The sequence below is a fragment of the Bacillus sp. jun7 genome (assembly GCF_051034795.1).
GTDB classification, from domain to species: Bacteria; Bacillota; Bacilli; order Bacillales; family Bacillaceae; genus Bacillus; species Bacillus velezensis.
The window spans coordinates 408,255-432,363 of record NZ_CP093219.1 but is presented as its reverse complement, the minus strand read 5'-3'; the positions used below and the strand labels follow the sequence as shown (position 1 = coordinate 432,363).

General features: G+C 47.1%; 12 protein-coding genes. All 12 read right to left on the bottom strand.

Features of this window, described 5'->3' with window-relative positions:
* Positions 1 to 10 precede the first annotated feature (10 nt).
* On the bottom strand, positions 11 to 11,959 hold the full coding sequence (bamA, locus tag MJQ52_RS01955) for a bacillomycin D hybrid PKS/NRPS BamA (protein WP_191073320.1): 11,949 nt from the start codon (positions 11,957 to 11,959) through the stop codon (positions 11 to 13).
* Between the two features lie 19 nt (positions 11,960 to 11,978).
* Positions 11,979 to 13,181, bottom strand: coding sequence for a bacillomycin D biosynthesis malonyl-CoA transacylase BamD (bamD, locus tag MJQ52_RS01950; protein ID WP_094246888.1), 1,203 nt, complete (start codon positions 13,179 to 13,181; stop codon positions 11,979 to 11,981).
* Positions 13,182 to 13,739: 558 nt separating this feature from the next.
* Entirely contained in the window at positions 13,740 to 14,525 is a 786-nt protein-coding gene (locus MJQ52_RS01945; protein WP_070081905.1) for a 3-hydroxybutyrate dehydrogenase, read from the bottom strand.
* Positions 14,526 to 14,537: 12 nt separating this feature from the next.
* Entirely contained in the window at positions 14,538 to 15,200 is a 663-nt protein-coding gene (locus MJQ52_RS01940) for a CoA transferase subunit B (protein ID WP_094246887.1), read from the bottom strand.
* A gap of 17 nt (positions 15,201 to 15,217) precedes the next feature.
* Positions 15,218 to 15,919 carry a CoA transferase subunit A gene (locus MJQ52_RS01935; protein ID WP_003153920.1) on the bottom strand — a complete coding sequence of 234 codons (702 nt, stop codon included), beginning with the start codon at positions 15,917 to 15,919 and terminating at the stop codon, positions 15,218 to 15,220.
* A 24-nt stretch (positions 15,920 to 15,943) separates the two neighbouring features.
* On the bottom strand, positions 15,944 to 17,389 hold the full coding sequence (locus MJQ52_RS01930) for a GntP family permease (RefSeq protein ID WP_094246886.1): 1,446 nt from the start codon (positions 17,387 to 17,389) through the stop codon (positions 15,944 to 15,946).
* Positions 17,390 to 17,691: 302 nt separating this feature from the next.
* Positions 17,692 to 18,888, bottom strand: a complete 1,197-nt coding sequence (locus MJQ52_RS01925; protein ID WP_094246885.1) for a cytochrome P450 — start codon at positions 18,886 to 18,888, stop codon at positions 17,692 to 17,694.
* A gap of 1 nt (position 18,889) precedes the next feature.
* The gene (bioB, locus tag MJQ52_RS01920) at positions 18,890 to 19,909 is read right to left on the bottom strand and encodes a biotin synthase BioB (RefSeq protein WP_079004869.1); all 1,020 of its coding nucleotides are present in this window, start codon (positions 19,907 to 19,909) and stop codon (positions 18,890 to 18,892) included.
* Between the two features lie 2 nt (positions 19,910 to 19,911).
* Positions 19,912 to 20,613, bottom strand: a complete 702-nt coding sequence (gene bioD, locus MJQ52_RS01915) for a dethiobiotin synthase (RefSeq protein WP_070081911.1) — start codon at positions 20,611 to 20,613, stop codon at positions 19,912 to 19,914.
* A complete protein-coding gene (bioF, locus tag MJQ52_RS01910) occupies positions 20,610 to 21,770 on the bottom strand; it encodes an 8-amino-7-oxononanoate synthase (protein WP_094246884.1) in 1,161 nt (386 codons plus the stop codon). Before bioF ends, bioD begins: the two co-directional genes overlap by 4 nt.
* Complete coding sequence (bioA, locus tag MJQ52_RS01905; RefSeq protein ID WP_094246883.1) at positions 21,760 to 23,106, bottom strand: adenosylmethionine--8-amino-7-oxononanoate transaminase; 1,347 nt, start codon at positions 23,104 to 23,106, stop codon at positions 21,760 to 21,762. Before bioA ends, bioF begins: the two co-directional genes overlap by 11 nt.
* Positions 23,103 to 23,873: a 6-carboxyhexanoate--CoA ligase gene (locus MJQ52_RS01900; RefSeq protein WP_094246882.1), complete on the bottom strand. Its 771-nt coding sequence runs from the start codon at positions 23,871 to 23,873 to the stop codon at positions 23,103 to 23,105. The genes bioA and MJQ52_RS01900 overlap by 4 nt, the downstream gene beginning before the upstream one ends.
* Positions 23,874 to 24,109 lie beyond the last annotated feature (236 nt).

Sequence of the window (24,109 nt, the reverse complement as noted above, 5' to 3'; positions counted from 1 at the left end):
ATGCTTTTCCCTAAAAGTTCAATTGAATAGAATCAAGCGCGTTCTCTTCTTCCTCATTGCTGCCGCTCAATCCGATATGTTCGATTAGAATGCTTGGCTGTTCCAAAATCGCCGATAGGATGTGTAAGTAGTCGTTTGATAAAACCTCGATTCTGCTTTTCTTAAACAGTTTTTTCGAATATTCAAACAGTCCGTGATAGTTGTCGCGGTCCGCCTGAATCGACAAGGTCAAATCGAATTTCGCAACCGGATGATGAAATGGATACGGCTTGAGTTGAAGAGAATCGAAAGTCAATTCAGCATGATCGAGATTTTGCAGCACAAACATCGTATCGAATAAAGGATTGCGGCTTGAATCTTTTGGAAGATGCAGATGCTGAATTAATTCTTCCAACGGATAGTCTTGATTTTTATAGACGTTCAGCATGTTTTCTTTTACTTCGTTTAAGTAGGCATCAAATGTTTTACGGCCCGCCGGGTGATTGCGAATGACTAACGTATTGACGAACATTCCCACGACCGGCTCTACATCCAAATGAGTCCGCCCGGCAGATGGCGTTCCTACGATAATATCTTCTTGTCCGCTGTATTTGGATAAAAGAATCGTATAGGCTGCCAATAAAATCATATACAGTGTTGCTCCTGTGTCTTCTTCCATTTGGCTTAAACGCTGTTTCAAGTGTTCTGGTATAAGAAATTCAAATGATTCGCCTTCGTAATCGCGTATGGCAGGTCTCTCATAATCCGCAGGCATATCCAGTACAGGAATATCACCGTGAAACTGATCCAGCCAATACGCTTCCTGGCTCTTGATGTTCCGTTTCTGAATGTCCGATTGCTGCCAAACTGCAAAGTCTTTATATTGAATAGAGAGCGGGTCCGGTTCGTTCCCCTCGTAGATTCGGCTTAAATCTTTCATCAGAATATTGACGGACACGCCGTCAGAAATGATATGATGCATATCAACCACAAGCACGTGCCGCGCAGGTTCAATTTCAATCAGTCCGGCCCGCATCAGCGGCGGTTTGGCTAAGTCAAACGCTTTGATGAAATCCAGCACACGGTCTTCCGCTTCTTCTTCGCTTGCTTGAATCCGTTCTATCGTAAAGTCGACGTTCTGATGAATACGCTGTGCCGGCTCGCCTTCATATAAATCAAAGCTGGTCCGCAACGCTTCATGACGCGCGATTAATTTTCGGAAAGCGGCGTTTAACCGTTCGGGATCGATCGTCCCTTCCACATTCATGGCACCCGTCATATTGTAAGTCAGCTCGCCGCCTTCTGTGTGACTTAACAAATACATCCGCCTCTGAGCTGAAGAAACCGGATAATATGGCATTTCCTTTGCAGCCGGAATCGGTACATATCGATTTTTGTCCATGTGTAACGCCTTGTCAGCCAATTGTTCAATGGTAGGAAACTTGAATATGTCTTTGAGAGACAGATTCACATCCAGCTCTTTGTGAATTCTGGCGGCTAAGGCAGCCGCTCGGATGGAGTTGCCTCCGAGATCAAAGAAATTATGTTTGATCCCCGCTTGGCTTATTCCGAGCACTTCCTTCCATAAATCTGTCAGTTTGGACTCCGTCTCATTACCCGGCGGAACATATTCAGCTGTCAGCTGCAGACTCGCTTCTGGTGCTGGCAGTGCCTTACGGTTTATTTTCCCGTTGGACGTTAACGGCATATGCTCCAGATGGACAAAATAGGACGGAACCATGTAGTCCGGAAGCTCCGATGACAATTGTTCCCTAAGCTGCGCAGCCGCTATAGGCTTGTCGCTTACGTAATACGCGCATAATTGTTTTAAGCCGTCTTCTTCTTCTTTCACCGTAACCGCGGCTTTTTGCACCGCTTCCGCGTTATGCATTGCTGCTTCAATTTCACCAAGCTCGATTCGGTATCCCCTGATTTTGACTTGTTCATCAACGCGCCCGATATATACAAGATTTCCGTCCTTCAACCGCTTAGCCAAATCCCCTGATTTGTACATCTTCGCTCCCGGGACATACGGGTTTTCAACAAATTTCTCTGCCGTTAAATCCGGACGGTTCCAATACCCTCTGGCAACACCCGGTCCGCTGATATATATTTCGCCGATTACCCCGATCGGAACCAGGTTTCTGCTTGCATCGGCCACATAAATATCCGTGTTGGCAGCCGGAGTGCCGATCGGTACAAATTCCCGCTTGTCCCGTTCTGCGTCGAAGTGATAAATCATACATCCGACGACAGCTTCCGTCGGTCCGTATTCATTGAAAATGTCCAGCCGGCCTTTAAACTGCTCGCTGACACTTTTGGCCAGACGGGTGCTTAAATTTTCTCCGCCGACAATCATTTTCCGTATTGCGGTGCCGCCAGCGATATTCATCTCCTTGATGACGTGCAGATGTGCCGGGGTCAATTTGATCATGTCTATTCTTGAGTCCCGCATAATCTCAGAAAGCACAGCGCTTTTATCTTCGCCGTCAAAGACAATGATGGTATTTCCCGTAACCAGCGGTGTAAATATCGAGGTCACAGTCAGATCGAAAGAGATGGAAGAGTATAATGGGAAGTTGGTTTTCTCACCTCTTACATAAACCTCTTTCGCCCACCAAATATAATCAGCCAGTCCCTGATGCTCAATGAGTACACCTTTTGGATTTCCCGTGGAACCTGACGTATAGATCATGTAGGCCAAATCATGCGCATCGCTGTCCGATTCAAGATTCGAGTGATCCTCATGGTATGAGTTTTCCTCATCCAAAAGCACAACGTCACCATCATACGGTAATTGATCCAGCAGGCTGCGCTGTGTCAACACAACCTCCGCCCTTGAATCTCTCAGCATATATTGGATCCGATCTTCCGGATATTCAGGATCAATGGGCACGTATGCGCCGCCGGCTTTCAGAACAGCCAAAATTCCGACAATCAGTTCGATCCGATGCGGGCAGATGATGGCAACGAATTGATCCGCTTGTACGCCTTTTGTCCGTAACGTCCGCGCCAATCGGTTCGCCCGTTCATTGAGCTGTCTGTACGTATACCGCTCATTGCCAAAAATAACGGCTTCATGATCGGGACTCTGTTCCGCTTGCATTTCAAACCATCGGGTTACTGTTTCGTTATGCGGATACGGCGTCTTTGTGCCATTACACTCCGTCAGCAGTTGATGCCGTTCGGTTTCAGACAGCATAGGAACGGAAGACAATGTCATCTCCGGCTGCTCAACAAGACTGTTTAAAATGCCGGTATAGTGTTTGGTGATCTGTTCAATGGTGTCTTTTGTGAATCGTCCCGGTTTATAATCAAAATGCATCTCTATCTGTTGACCGGCATCTTCGATCGTGAGCATCAAATCATACAAAGAGACCCCTGGATTTCGTTCTTTCACTTTAAATGTACATTCATTGTGCCGGATTTCATGAAATTCAATGTTTTGAAACACAAACATCGTGTTAAACAGAGACTTTCCGGTTGTTTCCCGCTGCACATTTAATTTCTCCACAAGCCGGTCAAATGGATAGTCTTGGTTTTCGAAAGCGTCAAGCGTCTGCCGCTTTACTTCTTCCAGATAATCCGTGAACGTTCTATTGGCGTGCGGCTTCGTCCGGATTCCAATGGTTTGTATGAAAATACCGATGATCTTTTCGATATCCGGATGATTTCTTCCTGAAGCAGGCGTGCCAACGACAATGTCTTCTTGTCCCGTATATTTATGAAGCAGCACATTATAGGCGGCCAGAAGCACCGTATAGAGAGTGGTTTCCGCCTTTTGCGCCAAATCTTGAAGCGAGCGGATGACATCCGGCTGTAAGGAGCATGTCACACGCTGTCCCTCAGAAGACCGTTCTGCCGCTTTTGAACCGTCTGTCGGCAGGTTAAGGATGGGAATTTCGTCTTGAAATTGTTCCAGCCAATATGTCTCCTGCCGCTTCATAGCATCCTCATTCAGCCGTTGGTTTTGCCATTCTGCGAAATCTTTATATTCAAATTCAATGTCCGGTAATGGTTTCTGAAGATATAAAGCCAGCAATTCATTTGTAAGGATGTTGACGGAATAACCGTCCGAAATGATATGATGCATATCGATGAGCAGTTCGGCCTGCTCGTTTTCAATCTTGATCAGCTCCGCACGAACTAACGGAGCTTGGTCCAGGCGGAACGGTTTTACAAACCGGTCTGAATAGGCATCAAATTCGTCCCGGCTCATTGTCCGGACATGAACGTTAAAATCAACTTCGTTTTCAAGTTTCTGAACGATATCGCCATCTATAATGTCGAAATACGTGCGAAACGCTTCGTGCCGCTGCATCACTTGTTGAAGAGATGAGATCAGGGCTTGCTCATCGTACTTCCCTGTTATTGATATTTGGCCGAACATATTTTGCGCCAGCTGATCCGGTTCCAGCTGGTGCAGGAAATATACTCTTTGCTGCGCCGGCGATGTCGGGTAATACGCTTTTTTCTCGGCAGCCTTCATCGGGAGGTGCACGACTTTTGTTTCGTTCTGAATGAAATGTGCTAATTCCTTAACAGTCTGGTGATTGAAAAATTGTCCGATGGAAACCTTTTGATGAAATGTCTTCTGAACTTTGGAAAGCATAAGCGTCGCCTGGAGTGAGTTTCCTCCCAGAGCCAGGAAGCGATCTGATCTGCCGACCCGTTCAAGGCCGAAAAGTTCCTCCCAAATCCGCGCCAGCTGCCGCTCCGTTTCATTTACCGGCGCCTCGTAGGCTTCAGTGAAATTTGCTGTATTGCTTCCTATTGAAGAGACCCGCTTCTGGTGTTCGGCATAAAGTGCTTGTAAATCATGCTGTTCTTCATCGGAAAACAGCATCATGGCGTCAAGAGGGATTGAATCTCCCTCAACCATTTTTTGCAGCAATTTTGTAAAACCCGCTCCCCACTTTTTCATGATTTCCGGACTGATGACGTTCGTATTAAAGTCGAAATCAAGAACATATTCTTGATGCGCGTCTGTTATGTTAAGAAATAAATCATACAGGGTGCATTTTACCGGGTATGCAACGGGCTCCGCTTCCGCCTTTCCGAAATGCAGCTTTCGAAAAGGCCTGTCTAAATTAAAGATAATACGCATATCCGGCACTTGATCGTGCGGAAGCTCTCTGGCCACCAGTGTCATCGGGACGGCTTGGTGCTGCATTGCAAGATTCACGCTTTCTTTCATACTGCCAAGATAACCGGATAAAGTGCTTTCTGAAGAAGACGTGTTCTTCACCGGAATCATATTGACGCAATTTCCAATCAGATCATGCTGTTTCATATGCGATTGACCTGCTGCGGGGACCCCGATCACAAGGCCTGACTGTTTGGTAAGCCGGTGCAGAAAAAGATGAAATGCACCCAGCATCGTCACAAATACGCTATTTTTCATCTGAATGCTTAATGACCTTAAAGCCTCGCTCAATGGCCGTCCAAGCCTGACGGTACACCGGTCTCCCTCATACCCGTTCGGATAACGGACAGAAGCTGCGCTCGGCAGAATTGGCTGCTGTATCGGTTCAGAGAAATGACGCCGCCAATACCGGACCCCTTCTTCATAATGGCCGCTGTCAATCTGTACCTGCTGCCAGTCTAAGTATTGGCGAAACGAAACATCTGCCTCTTTCGGTGAAATCGGCTTTCCTTGTACAATTGCCGCGTAGTTGCTCTCCAGTTCTTGAACAAAAACGGCGATTGACCATCCATCGGCAATGATATGATGGAACGTGAGCACAATCAGATGTTCATTGTGAGCCGCAGTAAGCACATGGATTCTAAACAAAGGCTTTTGTTCATGGAAATGCAACGGCCGCTTGGCATCTTCTGTCAGCCATTTTTGAATTTCCGACTCCCGATGTTCATGCGGGTGACCGGTAAAATCAATGACTGGTATTTCTATATTCATCCGTTCCTGCACTTGCTGTACCTCGTCATCGGGATGAATCACCGTACGTAAAGCTTCATGACGGTCAACGATATGCCGGACGGCTTGTTTTAATGGCGTATGCTGCAGTTCGCCCTCCACTTTCAGCATAATGGACTGGTTTAAAGCGGCGGAAGCTTCATTCCCGTAATGGGATGCCATAACCAACTGCTTTTGTTCAGGTGAAAGCTCGCGCGTCCCGGACTTTTTACGGCCTCCGCCATCAGGGGAATCCGGGCCTTCCGGAATAAATCCGCCTCGGCGAAGATCCTCCACCGTGTCTTTCACCGCTTGAATAATATTTTCGATATCATCTGCGGTATGCGCGACGGACAAGAAGCAGTTGCGTCCTTCCCACACATAGACACCTTTATAGTTGAGATGGTAAAAGAACAAGTCATTATCAAGCGATGAGACAAACCGGAATAAAGAACCGAATCGAACCATGCGGATAGGCACTTGCGCTTGTTCGAAGCAGCGATTCAGCTCATCGACCAAGTAGGCTGTTTTTTGATTCAGCTGCTCATACAGATGTTCTCCCTCGGTTTGTAAATGACGAAGGACGGCTAATGACATTCTCATGGTAAGCGGATGAGTATTGAAGGTGCCGGCCACAAACGTGCGTTTCGCCTCGTCTTGCGGGTAGGAATCGTCCCCATACTGCCAGGTACCCCCGTCGATCGCATTCATGAACTCAGCTTTTCCGGCAACTACCCCTAACGGCTGTCCGCCGCCGATGATTTTTCCGTAGGTCACTAAATCAGCCTGAATGCCGAACCATTCCTGTGCGCCGCCGAGACCGATCCGAAATCCGGTAATAATTTCATCCATAATCAGAGCTGTTCCGGATTGCTGCGTGATCGCCCGCAATTCTTTCAAAAATGCCCGCGGCTGCAAATCCGGCCTGCGGCTTTGTACAGGTTCCACCAGTACGGCTGCCAATTCATCACCGAGACTGCGAATCACATCAAGCGAATCGGGATTGTTGTAATGTAAAATAATCAAATCATCCATATAGCTCTGCAGTATACCCGGAGCCAGCGGATTCGCAGACGAGGCTCCGCCTTTAGTGCCGGCAACCCCTAATACGCCGTCAAACGTGCCGTGATAAGATCCCGAGAACGCCACGACTTTCTTTCTTCCTGTTGCCGCCCGCGCCAAACGCAGGGCAACCATGACGGCCTCTGTTCCGGAATTATAGAAAGCGACCCTTTCCACCCCGGTACATGTGCGGATCCGGTCGGCAACTTCACCGGCGACATCTGACATCGGTCCGAGCGGAGGCAATGATGAACGGGCTGAATCATCGATAACCTGTGTAATAAAGGAAGGATGATGCCCGAAAAGGTTAACCCCGAATCCCATGGTGATATCGATATATTCATTTCCGTCAATATCCCACATTTTAGAACCGTCAGAACGTTCGGCGATAATCGGGTATACGATTTCCTTCCAATACGAACGGAAGCTGGACAAGTTGCGGTTGTTTGCATGAGCAAATCGGGTGTTGTCCGTATATTGTTTGGAACCTTTCGTTTTATCTGCGTATTTCTTGATGAAATCTTCTAAGTATTGTTTTTGCCGTGCGGTATAGTGTCCCTGATCATGCAGGTTCTGGGGCTGGAAAGGAACATAGGGTTTCGCTTCTTGAGCCGCTTTCTTTTCTGCTGTGACGGCCGGAGGCCCCTGCTTGACAGAAGGAATTGATTTCTCTTGCGCTTTAGCGTATTCTTTCTCATCGGAATGATGTCCGCTGTTTCTCAACAAATTAAAGCTATTTAATTGAGCTTGCAAGGTATCCTGAATTAATTGATTCTGAGAAGCGATTATTTTTTCGAGCATATGCTCTTGATGACCTTCTCTGCGATCCGATTCAGACTGTGCTTCTGAAATGACCTGTATTTCCTGCGCCGGAACATTCTCTTGAGGCGGAGCGGATGCAAAGGACGGTGGAACGGTCTCAGCCAAGTAATCTATGACACTTTGAAGGTTGTTCATCGTATCAAAAAAACGATCCATCGGGATGTCTGCCCCAAATTCGTCCGCGATAGCTTTTTTGACCTGTGACAGCATGATAGAATCCATTCCGAGTCCGATAAAATGAGCATTCAGATCGAGTTCCTCCGCTCTGATCCCCGAAGCATTGCTGATTACAGTTTTCAGGAAGGATTCAATGTGCGCCTTCGATTGATTGATATTCAATGCCGCTTCTCCTCTCTTTTCGTCCTCGTTTAAGCGCAATTGGTCAGCTTCAGCCCAGCATCGGCTCCGTTCAAACGGATACAGGGGCAATGGCGTCTTTTGTACAGTTTCACCGGAATAAAGCGCGCGCCAATCGATAACGGCTCCTTGCACAAATAATTCGGCAGTGCGATGCAGCCATGTGATCCGTTCATCTTGCGTACGTAAACGCTGCTTAATCAGTGCGGCTGCTTGTTGATTCAGCTCTTCTTTATGAACAGGCAGCATTTCCTTCATATTCTTGTAGCCGATGTATACACCGGGAAGGTTTCTGTCTCCCTGAATCAGGCTGGTCAGCTTATCCGATAGTTCTTGTTTACCGGATACAATCATGGCAATGCCATGATCCAAATGAGCCCTGCCCGTACTGGCTGTATAGCAAATGGACTTTAATGAAGCTTGGCTGTCATCCGATACATATTGCCGGTACTGCTGTGCGAGTTCATAGAGTGATTTTTCAGTATGAGCGGATAAAACAAATAGGTGCGGCCCATGTTCATCCTCGGGCGCATACTTACTTTGAGAAATATATTCTTCCAATACCACATGAGCGTTCGTCCCGCTAAAGCCAAATGAGCTGACTCCGCCTCGCAGCGGCTCTTCACCGGATGTGAACGCTGCAGCTTCCTGGTTTACGTAAAATGGTGAAGAGTGAAAATGAATGAGCGGATTAGGTTCATTAAAGTGCACTAACGGCGGATTTTTCTTGTGATTCAGCATGAGGACAGATTTGATCAGCCCGACGATGCCTGCCGCTTCAAACAAATGACCGATGTTCGATTTAACAGAACCAATCGCACAAAATTGTTTTTTTGCCGTATACTTTTCAAACGCTTTACAAAGCCCGTTAAATTCAACCGGATCGCCGAGCTTCGTTCCGGTGCCATGCGCTTCGATGAAAGACAGTGTTTCAGGGGCAATGCCCGCGTCTTTCCAGGCCGTCTCAATGACCTCAGTCTGAGCTGCCGGATTCGGTGCTGTAATCCCGGCGGTTGTTCCGTCTTGATTCAGCGCGCTTCCCTTGATTACGCCGTAAATATGGTCTCCGTCGCGAACAGCATCCTGCAGAGGTTTTAGCAGGACTGCGGCCGCGCCTTCACCTGTGCCAGTACCGTCCGAATCTTTGCTGAACGTTTTCGTGTACCCGTCCGAAGATTCCATATCAAGTCCGATACAGATCGGCAAGAGCGATGTCCGGATACCGCCGGCAAGAGCCATTTCACAATCGCCGGATATTAAAGATTTACATGCCATATGAACGGCGGCAAGCGATGAGGAGCATGCCGTATCGACTGTGACCGCCGGCCCTTTTAAATTTAGGAAATAAGCGATTCGGCTGGCTAACACGGAAGGAAGATTGCCCACGATATATTGATGAAGCTCCTCCGGATAATTCGCAGAAAGGAGACGTTCATAATCGTAGCCCACCTTCGAGTACCCTGCATATACCCCGACACGGCTCCCGTTCATGCTGCCGCCGGCATAGCCCGCATCTTCAATCGCATGCCATACAGACTGCAAAAACAGTCTTTGGTTAGGGTCCATAAACTGAGCCGTTTTAGGAGCTAAACCGAAGAACGAGTAATCAAAGCGGTCGATTTCATCTAAATAGCCGCCCTTCACAAACTGATTCTCATTGATTTCGCTTTGGATGGACTTTAAATAATCCGCCGCATCTTTCAGCCGGGATGCAGGGTATTCTCGAATGCTGTGCTCACCTTTTTCAAGCAGATTCCAAAAATCACTTTTCGTTGATGCTCCAGGGACATTGAGCGACATCCCGATAATGGCGATATCTTTCGGCGTCACATGGCTTGGTTTCGCTGCCGCGTCCTGCTTGATTTCAGCCCGGCTTTCAGACAGATATGCCGCTAAATCAGTGATAGAAGGATACGTAAAGAGATCTGAAACGGCAAGCTCGCGTCCGAATTTCTGTTCTATGCGCTCGGCAATCTGCGATAACTGTAATGAATTTGCTCCCATATCAAAATAACTGTCAGCGAGGTGAACCTTTTTCCCATTGAGCACATCGGAAAAGATAGACAGTAATTCCGTTTCAATTTCATGAATGGGAGTCTGTCCGGATGTTTCCGGGCTGCTCTCCAAACATTCATTGATAGCGGCAGACTCTGTTGAAAAATTCCCTGCCTCATACTGTCTGGCAAGTTCGTAGCGTTTAACCTTTCCGCTGGTTGTTTTAGGGAGTTTTCGGATCGGAAGGACTTCTTTTATGCTCCAGCCGCCTCGCTTGAGCAAATGCTTTTTTATCTCTTTGACAAGCGGAGCGAATTTTTCAGGTGATTTTTTGTAAACAACAAAGAGCACGATTTCTCCGCTTTGTGTCTTTTGATCATATACACCGCAGGCGGCAACTCTTCCTAAGTCAACCTCTTCCATTTCAATCGCGACCCGTTCAATATCGTGCGGGTAGATATTTTTTCCGTTCACGAAAATAATGTCCTTTTCTCTTCCGGTTACGACTAAGTTACCACTTTCACTAATGAATCCGAGGTCCCCCGTTTTTACCCAGCCGTCAGAAGTCAGCGCTTTTTCCGTACTCTCGGGGTTGTTATAATACCCTTGTGTCACATTGTCTCCTTTGATCTGGATATGGCCGATGATTCCGTCTTCTACTCTTTCATTTGCTCCATCGGAGATCCGAAGCTGACAATAGTCAATAGGTTGTCCCACTTCGACGAATGAAGCGCAATTTTGATCCTCTTTGCTTACTTTTACAGCTCTTTCACCAAGATTTAAATAGTCACGATGCAAATAAACGGGAACGAATTCTTTACCTAATTTAGAGAATGCTGCGCCGACCGAAGCTTCCGCTAAACCGTAAACATTCAAAATGGCGGATCTTTTCAGATTGAATGCTGCGCATCTTTTCAAAAATTCGTCACATAGCTCCGGCAATATCGGTTCTGCACCGTTTGCGATGACCTTGATGTGGGATAAATCCCAGTCTGGTTCGTTTTTCAGAAATTTAAGGAAGTAGTTGTACCCGAAATTTGGAGAGGATAGAATACTGGCTTTATGTTCATGAGCTTTTTTCATCCAAAGAATAGGTCTGCGAATAAATAATTCTGTAGGCATTAGATTTTGATTGATTCCGGTTATGAAGGGAACAAGGTGGCAGGCGATGAGCCCCATATCATGCGTTAAAGGCATCCACGATAAGAAAGAGTCTTTCGAATGAACGGCTAGGGCATTCCCAATGGCGCACGTGTTATGTATTAAGTTGTGATGCGTTAACATGACTCCTTTTGGATCTCCTGTCGATCCTGAAGAAAATTGGATAAAGGCGAGTTCATCCGCATCAGGTTCATAAAACGAAGCGGGGTAATCGTAGGTTTGATCTTGAATGATGTCAGATTTTTCGTTTAATTGATGATGGAAATCCTGTAAATCGTGTTCTGCAGCATATTTCTTTATTTTGTCCAATACTTTTTCAGAGGCAATCAGAAACGGATGATTTAATATATTCCAAATGCGCCAGACCTTCAGCTTATGGTCATCATCTTCTCCGATACTGACCGGCACCGGGATCATTCCTCCTAATATACAAGCCCAAAAAGCAACGACAAATGATTTGTTTTCTTGGATTTGAAATACGATTTCCTGCTTCGGCTGAATGCCGAGATGCTGTAAATAGCCAAGATACCTTTGCGCCTCTTCAAACAATTGGCGATAAGAGACAACCGTCTCGTTTTTATCGGATTCGATAAAACGGATCCCGCGATCAGAGATATTGCTTCTTTCCCGAATGACTTCTACTAAGGTTTGGAATTGACTGGTATACATAGGTCCCCTCCTGGGCGCTTTATTTTAAAATCCGCAATTCTTCCCAAGCCGGAAGCTGTTTAGCTTCACAAATTAATTTGCATAAATGGATCGAATGTTCGAGTTCTTGTTCTGAAAGCACGTCTTCATGCTTTTTCATTCTCTCTTTCAGCTCTTGGATTTGCGTAAATAATGGCGTCGTCATATTGGAATAAGCCGCTGAATCCTTGTTGTAATTGCGCGCAATGACGGATTGAATCATCAATTTATTCAGTTGTTTTTTGCGTAAACGGACAATATGTTTCTTTCTTTCCGCTGAATTGGAAAGCAAGTGAACATCAGATGTCTGTCCTAAGGGATAAGGTACAATGTGATTCGTTGTTTTTCTCAGCAGACCGGCTAAGACATTGTTCGGACCCATTTCGATGACTTCTGTGACTCCGTGTAAAAGCAAGTAATGCATCGATTCCGTCCATCTTACCGGCATCGTCATGTGCTGCTTGAGATGTTCGCTGATCGAATTTCCGCTGCTGTAAGGGCGTGCGGTGACATTTGAAATGATCGGCCATGCGGCATCCCGGAAGGAATACCGGTGTAATACAGTCTGGAATTGTTCAGATGCTGATCGTATCATCGGACTGTGAAAAGGCGCACTGACATTCAAATAAGTGTATGCCGCTCCCTTTTCCTCCGCCATCTTGATGACACGTTCCACAGCTTGCCGGTGTCCGGAAATCACATGCTGCTGTTCTGAATTCATGCAGGCTACTCCTGCCGGAAAGTCTTCCGTCGACACTTTCGAACATATTTCCTGCAACGTTTGAAGAGAGAGGTGAGTCACGGCGGCCATCGTCCCCTGCTGCTGAGGATCCGCATTTTGCATAAGAATTCCCCGCTGCCTTACAAGTGTAACGGCATCCTGAAAAGAAAGGGCGCCGGCACAGACAAGCGCTGAATATTCGCCTAAGCTATGACCTGCCAGGAAGCGGGGCTTCACCCCTATTTCCTGCATATACACTTGAAAAGCAATAACACTGACCGTTAAAATAGCGGGCTGCGCGTTCATTGTCTTTGTCAATTCATTCATATCTCCGTTAAAACACAGTTTTTTTACATCCAAGGAGATCGCATCGCTCGCTTCTTCAAACAATCTCTTTGCGAGCACAAAATCATTCCAAAATTGTTTGCCCATTCCTACAAATTGAGACCCTTGTCCAGGAAATAAAAAGGCAAGATTGTTCATGAGATTCCTCCGATCATATTGAACAGAAATACAATATCCTACAAATTATCCCTTTATCTAACATCCTAGCATGATTATAACAAATGTGTATAGAATACTTTCGGAGGAGTTATTGTTCGATTTTACAAACGAATTAGATATATTTATTCATAAAATAAAACATGGGGGTTTCACCGAAAATCAGTCTTAAAGAGAGATGATGAAAAGCCGGAGTGGAGCCTGTTACCGCCTCTTCTTCACTTAGGACGAGCTCTTCATGTTTCATATGTTTTAGGGCTATTGGCGTTATTGTGTCAGAAATTACATATTTTCTGTTTATTGTAAAAATTCATTTGTATATCTGTGAAGGATTGTAAACTGAGGGCGTTTGATTATAAATGCGGCGCAAGAGATGGATCTGGTGAGGAAAATCTGCAAGGACAAAATACGCCGCAGAACAAGTAAATGACCCAGCCCGGATACCGATTGACGCAGTAAATCGGCCTATTGAGTGAACAAGGTTTTCAGGCATAAAAAAAACAGCCGTTCAGAGCGGCTGTTTTTTAAATAGTACAAGAACTATTGAGCGGTATACCCGCCGTCCATGACTACGGCCTGACCTGTGACCCCTTTTGCTTTGTCGCTGGCCAAAAATACGGCGTAATCAGCGATTTCCTTCACTGACAGCAGCCGTTTTTGGGGAACGAGCGGAAAGATGACGTCCTCAAGCACCCGCTCGTACGGTACATTCCTTGTTGCGGAAATGTCCTTTAACTGATTGCGGACAAGCTGAGTGTCCACATATCCCGGACAAAGCGCATTGACGGTAATGCCGTCAGCCGCGCCTTCAAGTGCACCGACTTTCGTTAAACCGATGACGCCGTGCTTGGCGCTGTTATATGCCGCTTTCCCGTGAAAACCGATCAGCCCGTTGACAGACGCCATATTAATGATTCGACCGAATTGCTGTTTTTTCATAATGGGGAATGCATGCTTCATTGCGATAAATGGCGCAGTCAGCATGACACGAATGAGCCGTTCAAACTGTTCGGTGGGAAATTCCTCGATGGGCGCGACATGCTGAATGCCCGCATTATTCACAAGGATATCGAGACGTCCGAATTGTTTCTCGACCGTCTGCAGCATGTCGGCCACTTGCTTTTCATTTGTTACATCGCATGTGATGCTGACTGCTTCACAGCCTTCATCTTTAAGTCCTGCCGCCGCTTCTTTCCCCGCTTGTTCGTTTACATCAGAGATGATGACGGCTGCTCCTTCACGGGCGAATTCTCTTGCAATTTCAAGCCCGATTCCTCCGGCTGCTCCTGTTACAACGGCTGTTTTTTCAATAAGCAATGAATCCATGGCGGCACCTCCTCATTTTGGTCTGACCCCGTTTTTTAACGACTGGCTGACAGTAAAATGACCTTCTGTTTTCTCAAAGACCTCCTCCATTGTTACACCTTCCTGCAGTTCGGTGAGCGTCATACGACCATCATGAAAATCGAATACAGCCAAATCTGTGATCAGCCGATCGACCACCTGCCTGCCGGTTAAAGGCAGCGTACATTCCCTTCTCACTTTAGATTCCCCATATTTATTAACATGCTCCATAATGACAATAATCCGTTTTGCTCCGTGCACCAGGTCCATGGCGCCGCCCATTCCTTTGATCATTTTTCCGGGGATCATCCAGTTCGCCAAATCTCCCCGTTCGGAAACTTCCATCCCGCCGAGAATCGCTACATCAATGTGGCCGCCGCGAATCATGGCAAAGGATTCGGCACTGTCAAAATACGAGGCTCCCTTTACCTCGGTAATGGTTTCTTTTCCCGCATTGATCAGATCGGGGTCAACCGTTCCTTCCGCCGGATAAGGCCCGATCCCGAGCAAGCCGTTTTCAGACTGAAGCAGGACGTTATAATCATTCGGTATCTCATTGGCTACAAGCGTCGGCATCCCTATTCCCAAGTTCACATTCATTCCGTCCTTAATTTCCTTTACAGCCCGTTTGATCATTCGTTTTCTGCTATCTCTCATTCTGTCAGCCTCCTTTATCATGCTTGCCGGACGGTGCGGCGTTCAATCCGTTTTTCATGAATCCCGCCAAGCAGCACATGCTGCACAAAAATACCCGGCGTATGAATTTGATCCGGATCAAGCTCTCCGGCATCGACGATTTCTTCAGCCTCTGCAATCGTCACTTTGCCTGCCATTGCAGCGAGCGGATTGAAATTTCTCGCCGTCTTTCTGAACATCAGGTTGCCCAGAGGATCGGCTTTCCAAGCCTTTACGATGGCGGCGTTCCCTGTAATCCCTTTCTCCAGAAGATAGGTGCGCCCGTCAAATGTCTTATGTTCTTTTCCCTCGGCTACTGATGTTCCGACGCCCGCAGGTGTATAAAACGCCGGAATGCCCGCCCCTCCCGCGCGAATTCTTTCTGCGAGCGTTCCTTGGGGCACCAATTCGACTTCCAGCTCTCCGCTTAAAAACTGCCGTTCAAAGGTTTTGTTTTCTCCGACATAGGATGCGACCATTTTTTTGATCTGCCGGTTTGCAAGCAGGAGGCCTAACCCCCAATCATCAACACCGCAGTTATTACTGACAACGGTCAAGTTTTTCACGCCGCTGTCCCTGATCGCGAGAATTAATTGTTCCGGAATGCCGCACAGGCCGAAGCCTCCTGCGATGAGGGTGTCTCCATCCTTGATCAGTGCAGCAGCATCTTTATAAGAGTCCATCACTTTTCCTTTTCCCATATTCGTTTCCCCTTTCTGTTTTGGCTACACAAGGCCCGTCAGACTGTAAATAGCGATGATGACAAACACAGCTGCTGTTTTAATGACGGTAATGGCAAAGATATCCTTGTAGGATTGGCGGTGGGTCAACCCGGTGACCGCGAGCAGCGTAATGACGGCGCCATTATGCGGAAGAGTGTCCATCCCGCCGGAGGCCATCGAAATCACCCGGTGCATGACCTCCGGCGGGATGTGGAATGTATTGATTGCTTCTGTATACGCTGCTGACATCGTGCTTAAAGCGATGCCCATTCCTCCTGATGCCGATCCTGTAATCCCGGCAAGCGCAGTGGTCGTCACCGCTCCGTTGACGAGCGGATCAGTAAACGTCTGCGATATGCCGCTGCTGACCATTTTAAAGCCGGGAAGCGCCGCAATGATGCCGCCAAATCCGTATTCGGCTCCTGTATTCATCGACGCCAGCAAGGCACCCCCGATGCCCTCATTCAGTCCTTCTTTCAAATTAAAGAGCACTTTTTTCCAATCGAACAAAATCGTTGTCATGATTCCGATGAACAGTGCGAGTTCTACTGACCAGATCGCAGTGACGGAGGAAAGGTCAATCTTCCCGAACGCTTCTAAACCGAGCTGCGCAAAATCAAATCCGTCAGGGTACCAATGCGGGAGCCACATCGTGAAGCATTTGTTCATGACCCCCACAAGGATAAGCGGAACAAAAGCGAGCACTTGCCGCGCGGGGCTGGGTTCTGCCTCCTGCGGTAAAACAGGCGTATGTTTTTCATTAGCCAGACCTGAGGGTTCCTCTGCAGCGGAAACTTCAGATTGAAATCCAGCATAGCCTTCTCCGGCATTGGCCGCTTTTTTGCGCCGTGATTCTAAATAAATCATTCCGGCCGTAAGCACAAATGCTGCACCAATCAGTCCGAGCCAGGGAGCGGCATAAATGTTTGTTTTAAAAAAAGCTGTCGGAATGACATTTTGAATTTGCGGTGTGCCGGGAAGTGCATCCATTGTAAAAGTAAAGGCGCCCAATGCAATCGTACCGGGTATCAGACGCTTGGGAATATCAGCTTTAATAAATAGGTTTTTAGCAAACGGATAAATGGCAAACACCGCTACGAAGAGACTGACGCCGCTGTACGTTAAAATCGCACCCATTAAGACGATGGCGAGAATGGCTCTTTTTGCTCCCACAAGCCTGACGATTGTTTTTGCAATCGACTCGGCGAGCCCGGATATTTCAACAACCTTGCCAAAAACGGCCCCTAAAAGAAATACGGGAAAATACAGCTTAATAAATCCTACCATCTTCTCCATAAATATATTCGAGAAGAAAGGAAGTACGAAGCTTGGATCTGTAAGAAGCACGGCAAACAGCGCACAAATCGGGGCGAATAAAATGACTGAAAAGCCCCGGTAAGCCGCAAACATCAGCATGCCTAATGCCAATAAAATAATAACAATGTCCACAAATCCCCCTCTTTTCTGCTCAAAATTAGTAAGCGCTTACAAAAATCGAGAAAATAAAGCAAAAAACATGCCGGTTTTGCACAGTTTCTGAGGCTGAAAAAATGTGCATCACGGTGAATTTTCCGTTTTGGCGAAAAAAAGGAGACCCTTGCTTCATGATATTGATTGGCTGAGCAGTGAGTTTTTTTAGGGATAGTGAGATGGATCAGAGAGGATTTTTGCTTTATAAATATGTATTCTTTTTTCTTTCATTTATTTCCTGCAAGAGGAACCGATAAAATCCGGCCCTCCTGCATGGTCATTCAGCCAAGGACAACCGGAAGCTCTTTGAGCGACCTAAAACCAATGAGCTTGCGGTATTCAAGGCGGTGTGCGGCCAGCCGAAGCTTAGGCATCCGCTCAAACAGTGTGAGAATTGCAATTTGTGCTTCGATGCGCGCTAATGAGGAGCCTATGCAAAAATGGGCGTTCTTTCCGAATGCAAGATGCGGATTCGGTTTTCTTTGGATGTCCATTTTATGAGGCTGATCGAATATGCTTGGATCGCGATTGGCTGCTCCTAAAAAGATGTATACCTGCTCTCCTTTTTTTATGGTTTTTCCATTTATTTCACAGTCTTCTGAAGCGGTGCGTGCCGTCAGCTGCGCGGGGCTGTCGTAGCGCAGACATTCCTCGACAGCAGTTTCAATAAGCGAGGGGTTTTCTCTCAGTGCGCTAAGCTGTTCAGGGTGTTTCAATAAAGTAAACACACCGTTGCTCATGAGGTTTACCGTCGTCTCGTGTCCGGCTATGACAAGTAAGATACATGTCGCGAGCACTTCGTCTTTTGAAAGCTGTTTCCCCATGATAAACCTGCTGATTAAGTCTTCCTGAGGATGTGCTTTCCGCTCGTGAATCAAATCTCTGAAATATGCAGTCAGCCTGCCTGCGGTGTCGCTTGCTCTGACTAACGTCTTTCTTGACCGGGTAAGATCAATGGCCTGAATGACGTCTGCCGTCCATTGTCTGAATTGATATCTCTCCTCTTTCGGCACTCCGAGTATCTCCGCAATGATGAGGCTTGCCAATGGAAAGGCAAACTCTGAAACAAGGTCTGCGGTTTTTTTGTTTTGGATTTGATCCAACAAGTCATGAACCGTTTCTTTTATACAGGGGCGAAGTGATTCCGCCGTCTTTGCGGTAAATTCTTTACCTATAAGCATCCGCATCCGCTTATGGTCTGATTGATTTTTAAATAACAGCATATCGTGCTGGATATGCGATAGATTTTGATATTTCGTTGAAGCTTCCGGAAGAGGAATGCGGTTTTTAAATCGGGTGTCTTTCAGAATCGATGCCGCCTCTTTGTACCCGGTGACATACCAGCCCGGATGTTTTAATACGGTTCCTTTATAAACAGGATCAATGGATCGCAGTTTTTCATAAAACGGGTAAGGGTCATTCCAAAAATCCGAATCCGCATGGAGAGACGGATGTGCACTTGATAGGCCAGCCGTCATCTTATACCTCCGTATTGCAGGCGGATTGCAGGCCGGCTTTCATTTCTTCAACGGATTCGACTTCAAACCCTAAATCATGGAGCATTTGATGATCCTCTGTTTCATGCTGCCCTGCTGTCGTTAAGTAATCTCCGACGAAAATCGAATTTGCGGCGTAAAGTCCCAGCGGCTGCAGCGAACGAAGGTTGACTTCCCGGCCTCCTGAGATACGGATTTCTTTTGTCGGATTGATAAAACGGAACAAGGCGAGCACTTTCAGGCAATACACCGGATGTAATTCGCTTACCCCTTCTAACGGAGTTCCGTCAATCGCATGCAGAAAATTAACCGGGATGCTGTCGGCGTCAAGCGCTTTTAAGCTGTTCGCCATATCAATGACGTCCTGTTTCGTTTCTTTCATGCCGACGATGACACCCGAACAAGGCGACATCCCCGATTGTTTCGCCGTTTCCACTGTATTGACCCTGTCGTCATACGTGTGGGAAGTCGTAATGTTTGAATGATTCCTTTGTGATGTATTGATGTTATGATTGTACCGGTCTACTCCTGCCTGTTTCAGCCGCTCTGCCTGTTCCGGCTTCAGCAGACCGAGGCATGCGCAGATTTTTAAACCGTACGTTTCTTTAATTTCTTTGACAGCATCAACAACTTGATCTACTTCTCTGTTCGACGGTCCCCGCCCGCTGGCGACGATGCAGTATGTCCCTATATTCAGGTCGTGGGCGCGTTTTGCCCCCTTAAGCAATATATGCTTATCCACCATCCGATAAGACTCGATCGGCGCTTTTGATATTGAAGATTGTGAACAGTACCCGCAATTTTCCGGACACAGACCTGATTTTGCATTCATAATCATATTCAGCTTTACTTTTTTTCCGTAAAATCGTTTTCTGATATGAAAAGCGGCATGCATCAGCAATAAAAGATCCTCATCAGGACAATTTAAAATGGCCAGCGCTTCTTGATTCGTTACTTCCGCCCCGTCCAGCACTCTCTCTGCAAGATCCATCCATTGATTCATGTTTATCTCCCCATTTGTGTCAGATTCATGAAAGAGGAAACATCTATATGTTTCTCAATCATGTGTTGAATGTTTTCCGGTGAAACGAGATCCAGCTTCGGTGTGATTCCCAAAATCGGAACTTTGCATAATGTTTCAATCATGCTCGGGTTTGTCTTCTCGTCCAGCCCCGGCCTGTTCCTTACGCCGTTGATCATAATGCCGAGAACCTCTATCCCCATGTTTTTCGCATATTCAACGGTTAAATATGTGTGGTTGATGGTTCCGAGATCAGGCCTGGCGACAATCACTGCCGGTAATTCCAAGGCTTTTATCAAATCACTGACTAAGTAATTTTCACCAAGCGGAACGGAAATGCCGCCTGCCCCCTCGACGATGAAACACTCATGACGATTTTTGATCTTACTCCAGTGGGCCATGACTTCATCCATGCTCACGCATTTCCCCTCAAGCATGGCGGCCGTGTACGGCGCAAGCGGCTCTTTCCATTCAAATGGCGTAATTTCTTCATGAGACAGTGCGGTTTGTGACATGTTTTTCAACAGCGAGGTGTCACTTTCCGGATGAGTCCGCGGCACGCCGCTTAAAAACGGCTTAAACACTCCGATATCCGCCTGTTTCTGCCTGAATGCCGCGGCAAGTCCGCAAGAAACGATGGTTTTTCCGACGCCGGTATCTGTTCCTGTGACAAAAAAACTTCTCATTTGTTTATATTCAGCTCTTTTCTAATGGAATCAAATGCTTCTGTCAGCTCGTCTATGTCCTGTAAGCTGCGATCCGCCGTAACGGTCAGCCTGATTCTGCTTTCGCCTTCCGGAACGGCGGGCGGGCGGATGGCCGGGGCGCAGATTCCCTTTTTCTCCAGCAGCGCAGCGGCTGAAACCGCTGTTTTTGCATCACCGATGATAACGGGGATAATCGGTGTATCCCCGCCTCTTACGATAAAGCCCATATCGGCCAGACGCGTTTTTATCTTTTTGACAGACGACTGCAGCTCACGGCGCGTATCGTGCATATCTGATATGAGGTCAAATGCCGTATGCGAAGCCGCACAAATTGACGGCGGGAGGGCCGTCTGAAAAATAAACGTCCGCGCCTGATTCAGCAAAAAATCAATAAAAATGTTTGATCCCGCGGCAAAACCGCCTTCCGTTCCTACAGCTTTGCTTAATGTGCCGATGACAACATCAGGACAAACACCGAAATAGTCACTGGTTCCTCCGCCGTTTTCCCCGAGTACACCGGTTGCATGCGCGTCATCTGCTATCACAAATGCCTGGTACTGCTTTGCAAGCGCCATTATGCGGTCAAGAGGCGCAATTGTGCCGTCCATGCTGAAAACGCCGTCTGTGACGATAAAGCGGCGGTTCCGCGTCTGGACGGAGGCAAGTTTTTTCTCAAGATCATCCATATCAATATGGCGGTACACGATGGTTTCCGCTTTTGATAAACGGCAGCCGTCAACAATGCTCGCATGGTTCAGTTGATCGCTTAAAATGACATCGCCTTTTTGAGGCAGTGAGGCAAGCACGCCGATATTCGCCAAGTAACCGCTTGAAAATAATAAAGCCGCTTCCGTCTGTTTAAAGTCCGCGATTGTTTGTTCAAGTTTTTCGTGCCACACAGTATTTCCTGTCGTTAACCGTGAGCCGCCGCTTCCCGCTCCGAACCGGCTCAGCGCTGTTTGCGCGGCTGTGATCAGCCGTTCATCTTTTGACAGGCCTAAATAGTCATTGGACGCCCAGGTCTGCCGCTTTTGCCCCTTGGTTTTAAGAGCGGTTTCCTGTGTTCGCAGCGTCCGATACAGCCCGTCTCTTTTCACCGCATCGAGCCTTCCGAGGAGCCATCCGTCAAAATCCACGGCCGGTCACCTCGGCTATCGCTTCTTTCATAATGGAGATCATGGCTTGTAACTGGTCGGTTGTGCTGGCGAGCGGCGGAAGAAAGGCGATGACGTCACCGAGCGGCCGTGTCAGCATACCCAGCTCTCTCATTTTCAAGGACACCTTGTATCCCATCCGCTTTTCAGGCGGATAAGGCTGTTTTGTCCCCTTATCCTGCACAAGCTCTATGCCGCACATCAAACCGAGCTGGCGGACATCGCCGACATGAGGAAGCTGCTTCAGATCATGAAGAAATTTCGCAGCCGTTTTTGATTTTTCGGCGACTCGTTCAACGATGCGCTCTGATTCGAATAAACGCAGATTTTCAATTGCCGCGGCACAGCCAAGCTGATTTCCTGTATAGGAATGGCCGTGGAAAAATGTTTTCATTTTGTCGTAGTCATCGTAGAAGGCTTCATAAATGGCTTCTGTGGCAAACGTCACAGCGATCGGCAAATAGCCTCCCGTAATGCCTTTCCCTGCCGCCATCAAGTCCGGCTGGACATTTTCATGCTCGCAGGCAAACATTTTTCCGGTGCGGCCGAACCCCGTCGCCACTTCGTCAACGATCATTAACACATCATATGCCGTACACAGCTTTCGTACGCCTGCCAGAAAGCCTTCAGGCATGACGATCATCCCGGATGCGCCTTGCACCATCGATTCAATCGTAAGTGCGGCAATCTCTTCGTGGTGCTTTGCAAGCAGCTGTTCGAGCGCGTGAAGGCATTCATCCCGGCACTGTACGGGGTCGCCGCTTTCAGATCTGTATACATAAGGAATCGGGGCTTTGTAGCTTTCAAACATCAGCGGGCCGTACACATGGTGGAAGAGTTCAATGGAGCCGACGCTGACGGCTCCGATCGTATCGCCGTGATAGCCGTTCTGCATCGAAATAAACGACTGCTTCTTAGGTCTCCCTACGTTTTTCCAGTATTGAAAGGCCATTTTCAGAGCGATTTCCATTGCTTCCGCTCCGCTGTCGGAGTAAAAAACGCGTGTCAGCTTTTCCGGTGTGATGCCCGTCAGCATCTCGGCAAGTTCTGTTGCGGGAACGTTCGTCATACCCAGCAAAGTCGAATGAGCGATTTTTTCAAGCTGTTTTTGAATCGCTTCATCCATTTCTTTTTTGCGGTGGCCGTGTACATTGAGCCATACTGAAGAAAAGCCGTCATAATATTCTTTGCCGCTGATGTCTTTCAGCATGATCCCGTTTCCGCTTTCAATGATTAACGGATCTTCATCGTAATCTTTCATTTGTGTGAAAGGCAGCCAAAGATGCTGTTTGCTTTTTTCAATCATTGATTGTTTCATATGTTCCCCTCCCGCTGAATGAATACAGGCTGCTTCTCTAAAAAATGGATACAGCTCTCCGTATCTATAGAGCCATCAGTAAAGAAAATCCGGCATCCGCTTTCATCTCCGGCATTCTTCATCTTGGCAATCCGCTGATATCCCAGCTTCTTTGCGGCAACGTAGCCTGTTATGTAATCAGGGTCATCTGACCAGCACAATTCGGCAATAATTCCCGGATGTGCGCAAACTTTTGCCGCGATGGCATGTGCTTCTTTTATTCGTGAATTTTCCGGCATGTTGTGAGTAAAAGCCCATTTTTGAAAATCATGTGACGGCCAATCCACTCGGGATACCCGCACACCTCTATTTCCTCTGCCGTCAATGCGTTTTCCTGCCCGGATATCAAACAGGACCGCTCCTCTTGCTTCTGCATATTCCGTAATGTTTTCGTACGCTTTCTCTATCATGTGCGGAGGAATCCCCGCCTTTTGCAGAAGCTTGCGGGCAATTGCTTGTCCTTTTTCCGGCGTGTCTGTTTGATGGAGGGCAACCGGCAAAGGGCGGATCGTTTCGATCGGTTCATGAACGCTTTCAAGCTGAATCTGCATAAAATCAGGTATCCCTCTTGAATGTGAGAAGCCTTTATGTAATAAGCCATCTACCGCTTCCTGTAAACCGCTGTAAGTGATGAGCCGTTCTCCGCCGGAAATATGTTTTCCGCCCTGCTCATGGGGGGCGTTTCGGGAAGCTCTCATTCTGACGCTGTAATAGGTCTCTTCCCGCATGAAAATTTCCCTCCTTTCTTTTATTTCGAAATTTAATGTTAACCAAAATAATAAAAGGTTAACACTCATACAGAATATTAGTGTCTTGCACGTAATATGTCAACCTAAACTATAAAACTGTTAACTTAATGGGTTTTACAAAGCCTCATTACGTTTTCATGTTTTGTTCATATTTTAGTAATTGTTTATTCAACACTGTCCGCTAAAGTAATCCATATCAACAAATAGGACAGCGA

Excerpts from the sequence above, each read along its gene's own strand:
- MJQ52_RS01945 (WP_070081905.1), bottom strand. The coding sequence starts at position 14,525 with ATGGATTCATTGCTTATTGAAAAAACAGCCGTTGTAACAGGAGCAGCC.
- bamD (WP_094246888.1), bottom strand. The coding sequence starts at position 13,181 with ATGAACAATCTTGCCTTTTTATTTCCTGGACAAGGGTCTCAATTTGTA.
- bamA (WP_191073320.1), bottom strand. The coding sequence starts at position 11,959 with ATGTATACCAGTCAATTCCAAACCTTAGTAGAAGTCATTCGGGAAAGA.
- bioA (WP_094246883.1), bottom strand. The coding sequence starts at position 23,106 with ATGAAACAATCAATGATTGAAAAAAGCAAACAGCATCTTTGGCTGCCT.
- MJQ52_RS01925 (WP_094246885.1), bottom strand. The coding sequence starts at position 18,888 with ATGACGGCTGGCCTATCAAGTGCACATCCGTCTCTCCATGCGGATTCG.
- MJQ52_RS01940 (WP_094246887.1), bottom strand. The coding sequence starts at position 15,200 with ATGAGAGATAGCAGAAAACGAATGATCAAACGGGCTGTAAAGGAAATT.
- MJQ52_RS01900 (WP_094246882.1), bottom strand. The coding sequence starts at position 23,873 with ATGCGGGAAGAGACCTATTACAGCGTCAGAATGAGAGCTTCCCGAAAC.
- bioD (WP_070081911.1), bottom strand. The coding sequence starts at position 20,613 with ATGAGAAGTTTTTTTGTCACAGGAACAGATACCGGCGTCGGAAAAACC.
- bioB (WP_079004869.1), bottom strand. The coding sequence starts at position 19,909 with ATGAATCAATGGATGGATCTTGCAGAGAGAGTGCTGGACGGGGCGGAA.
- MJQ52_RS01935 (WP_003153920.1), bottom strand. The coding sequence starts at position 15,919 with ATGGGAAAAGGAAAAGTGATGGACTCTTATAAAGATGCTGCTGCACTG.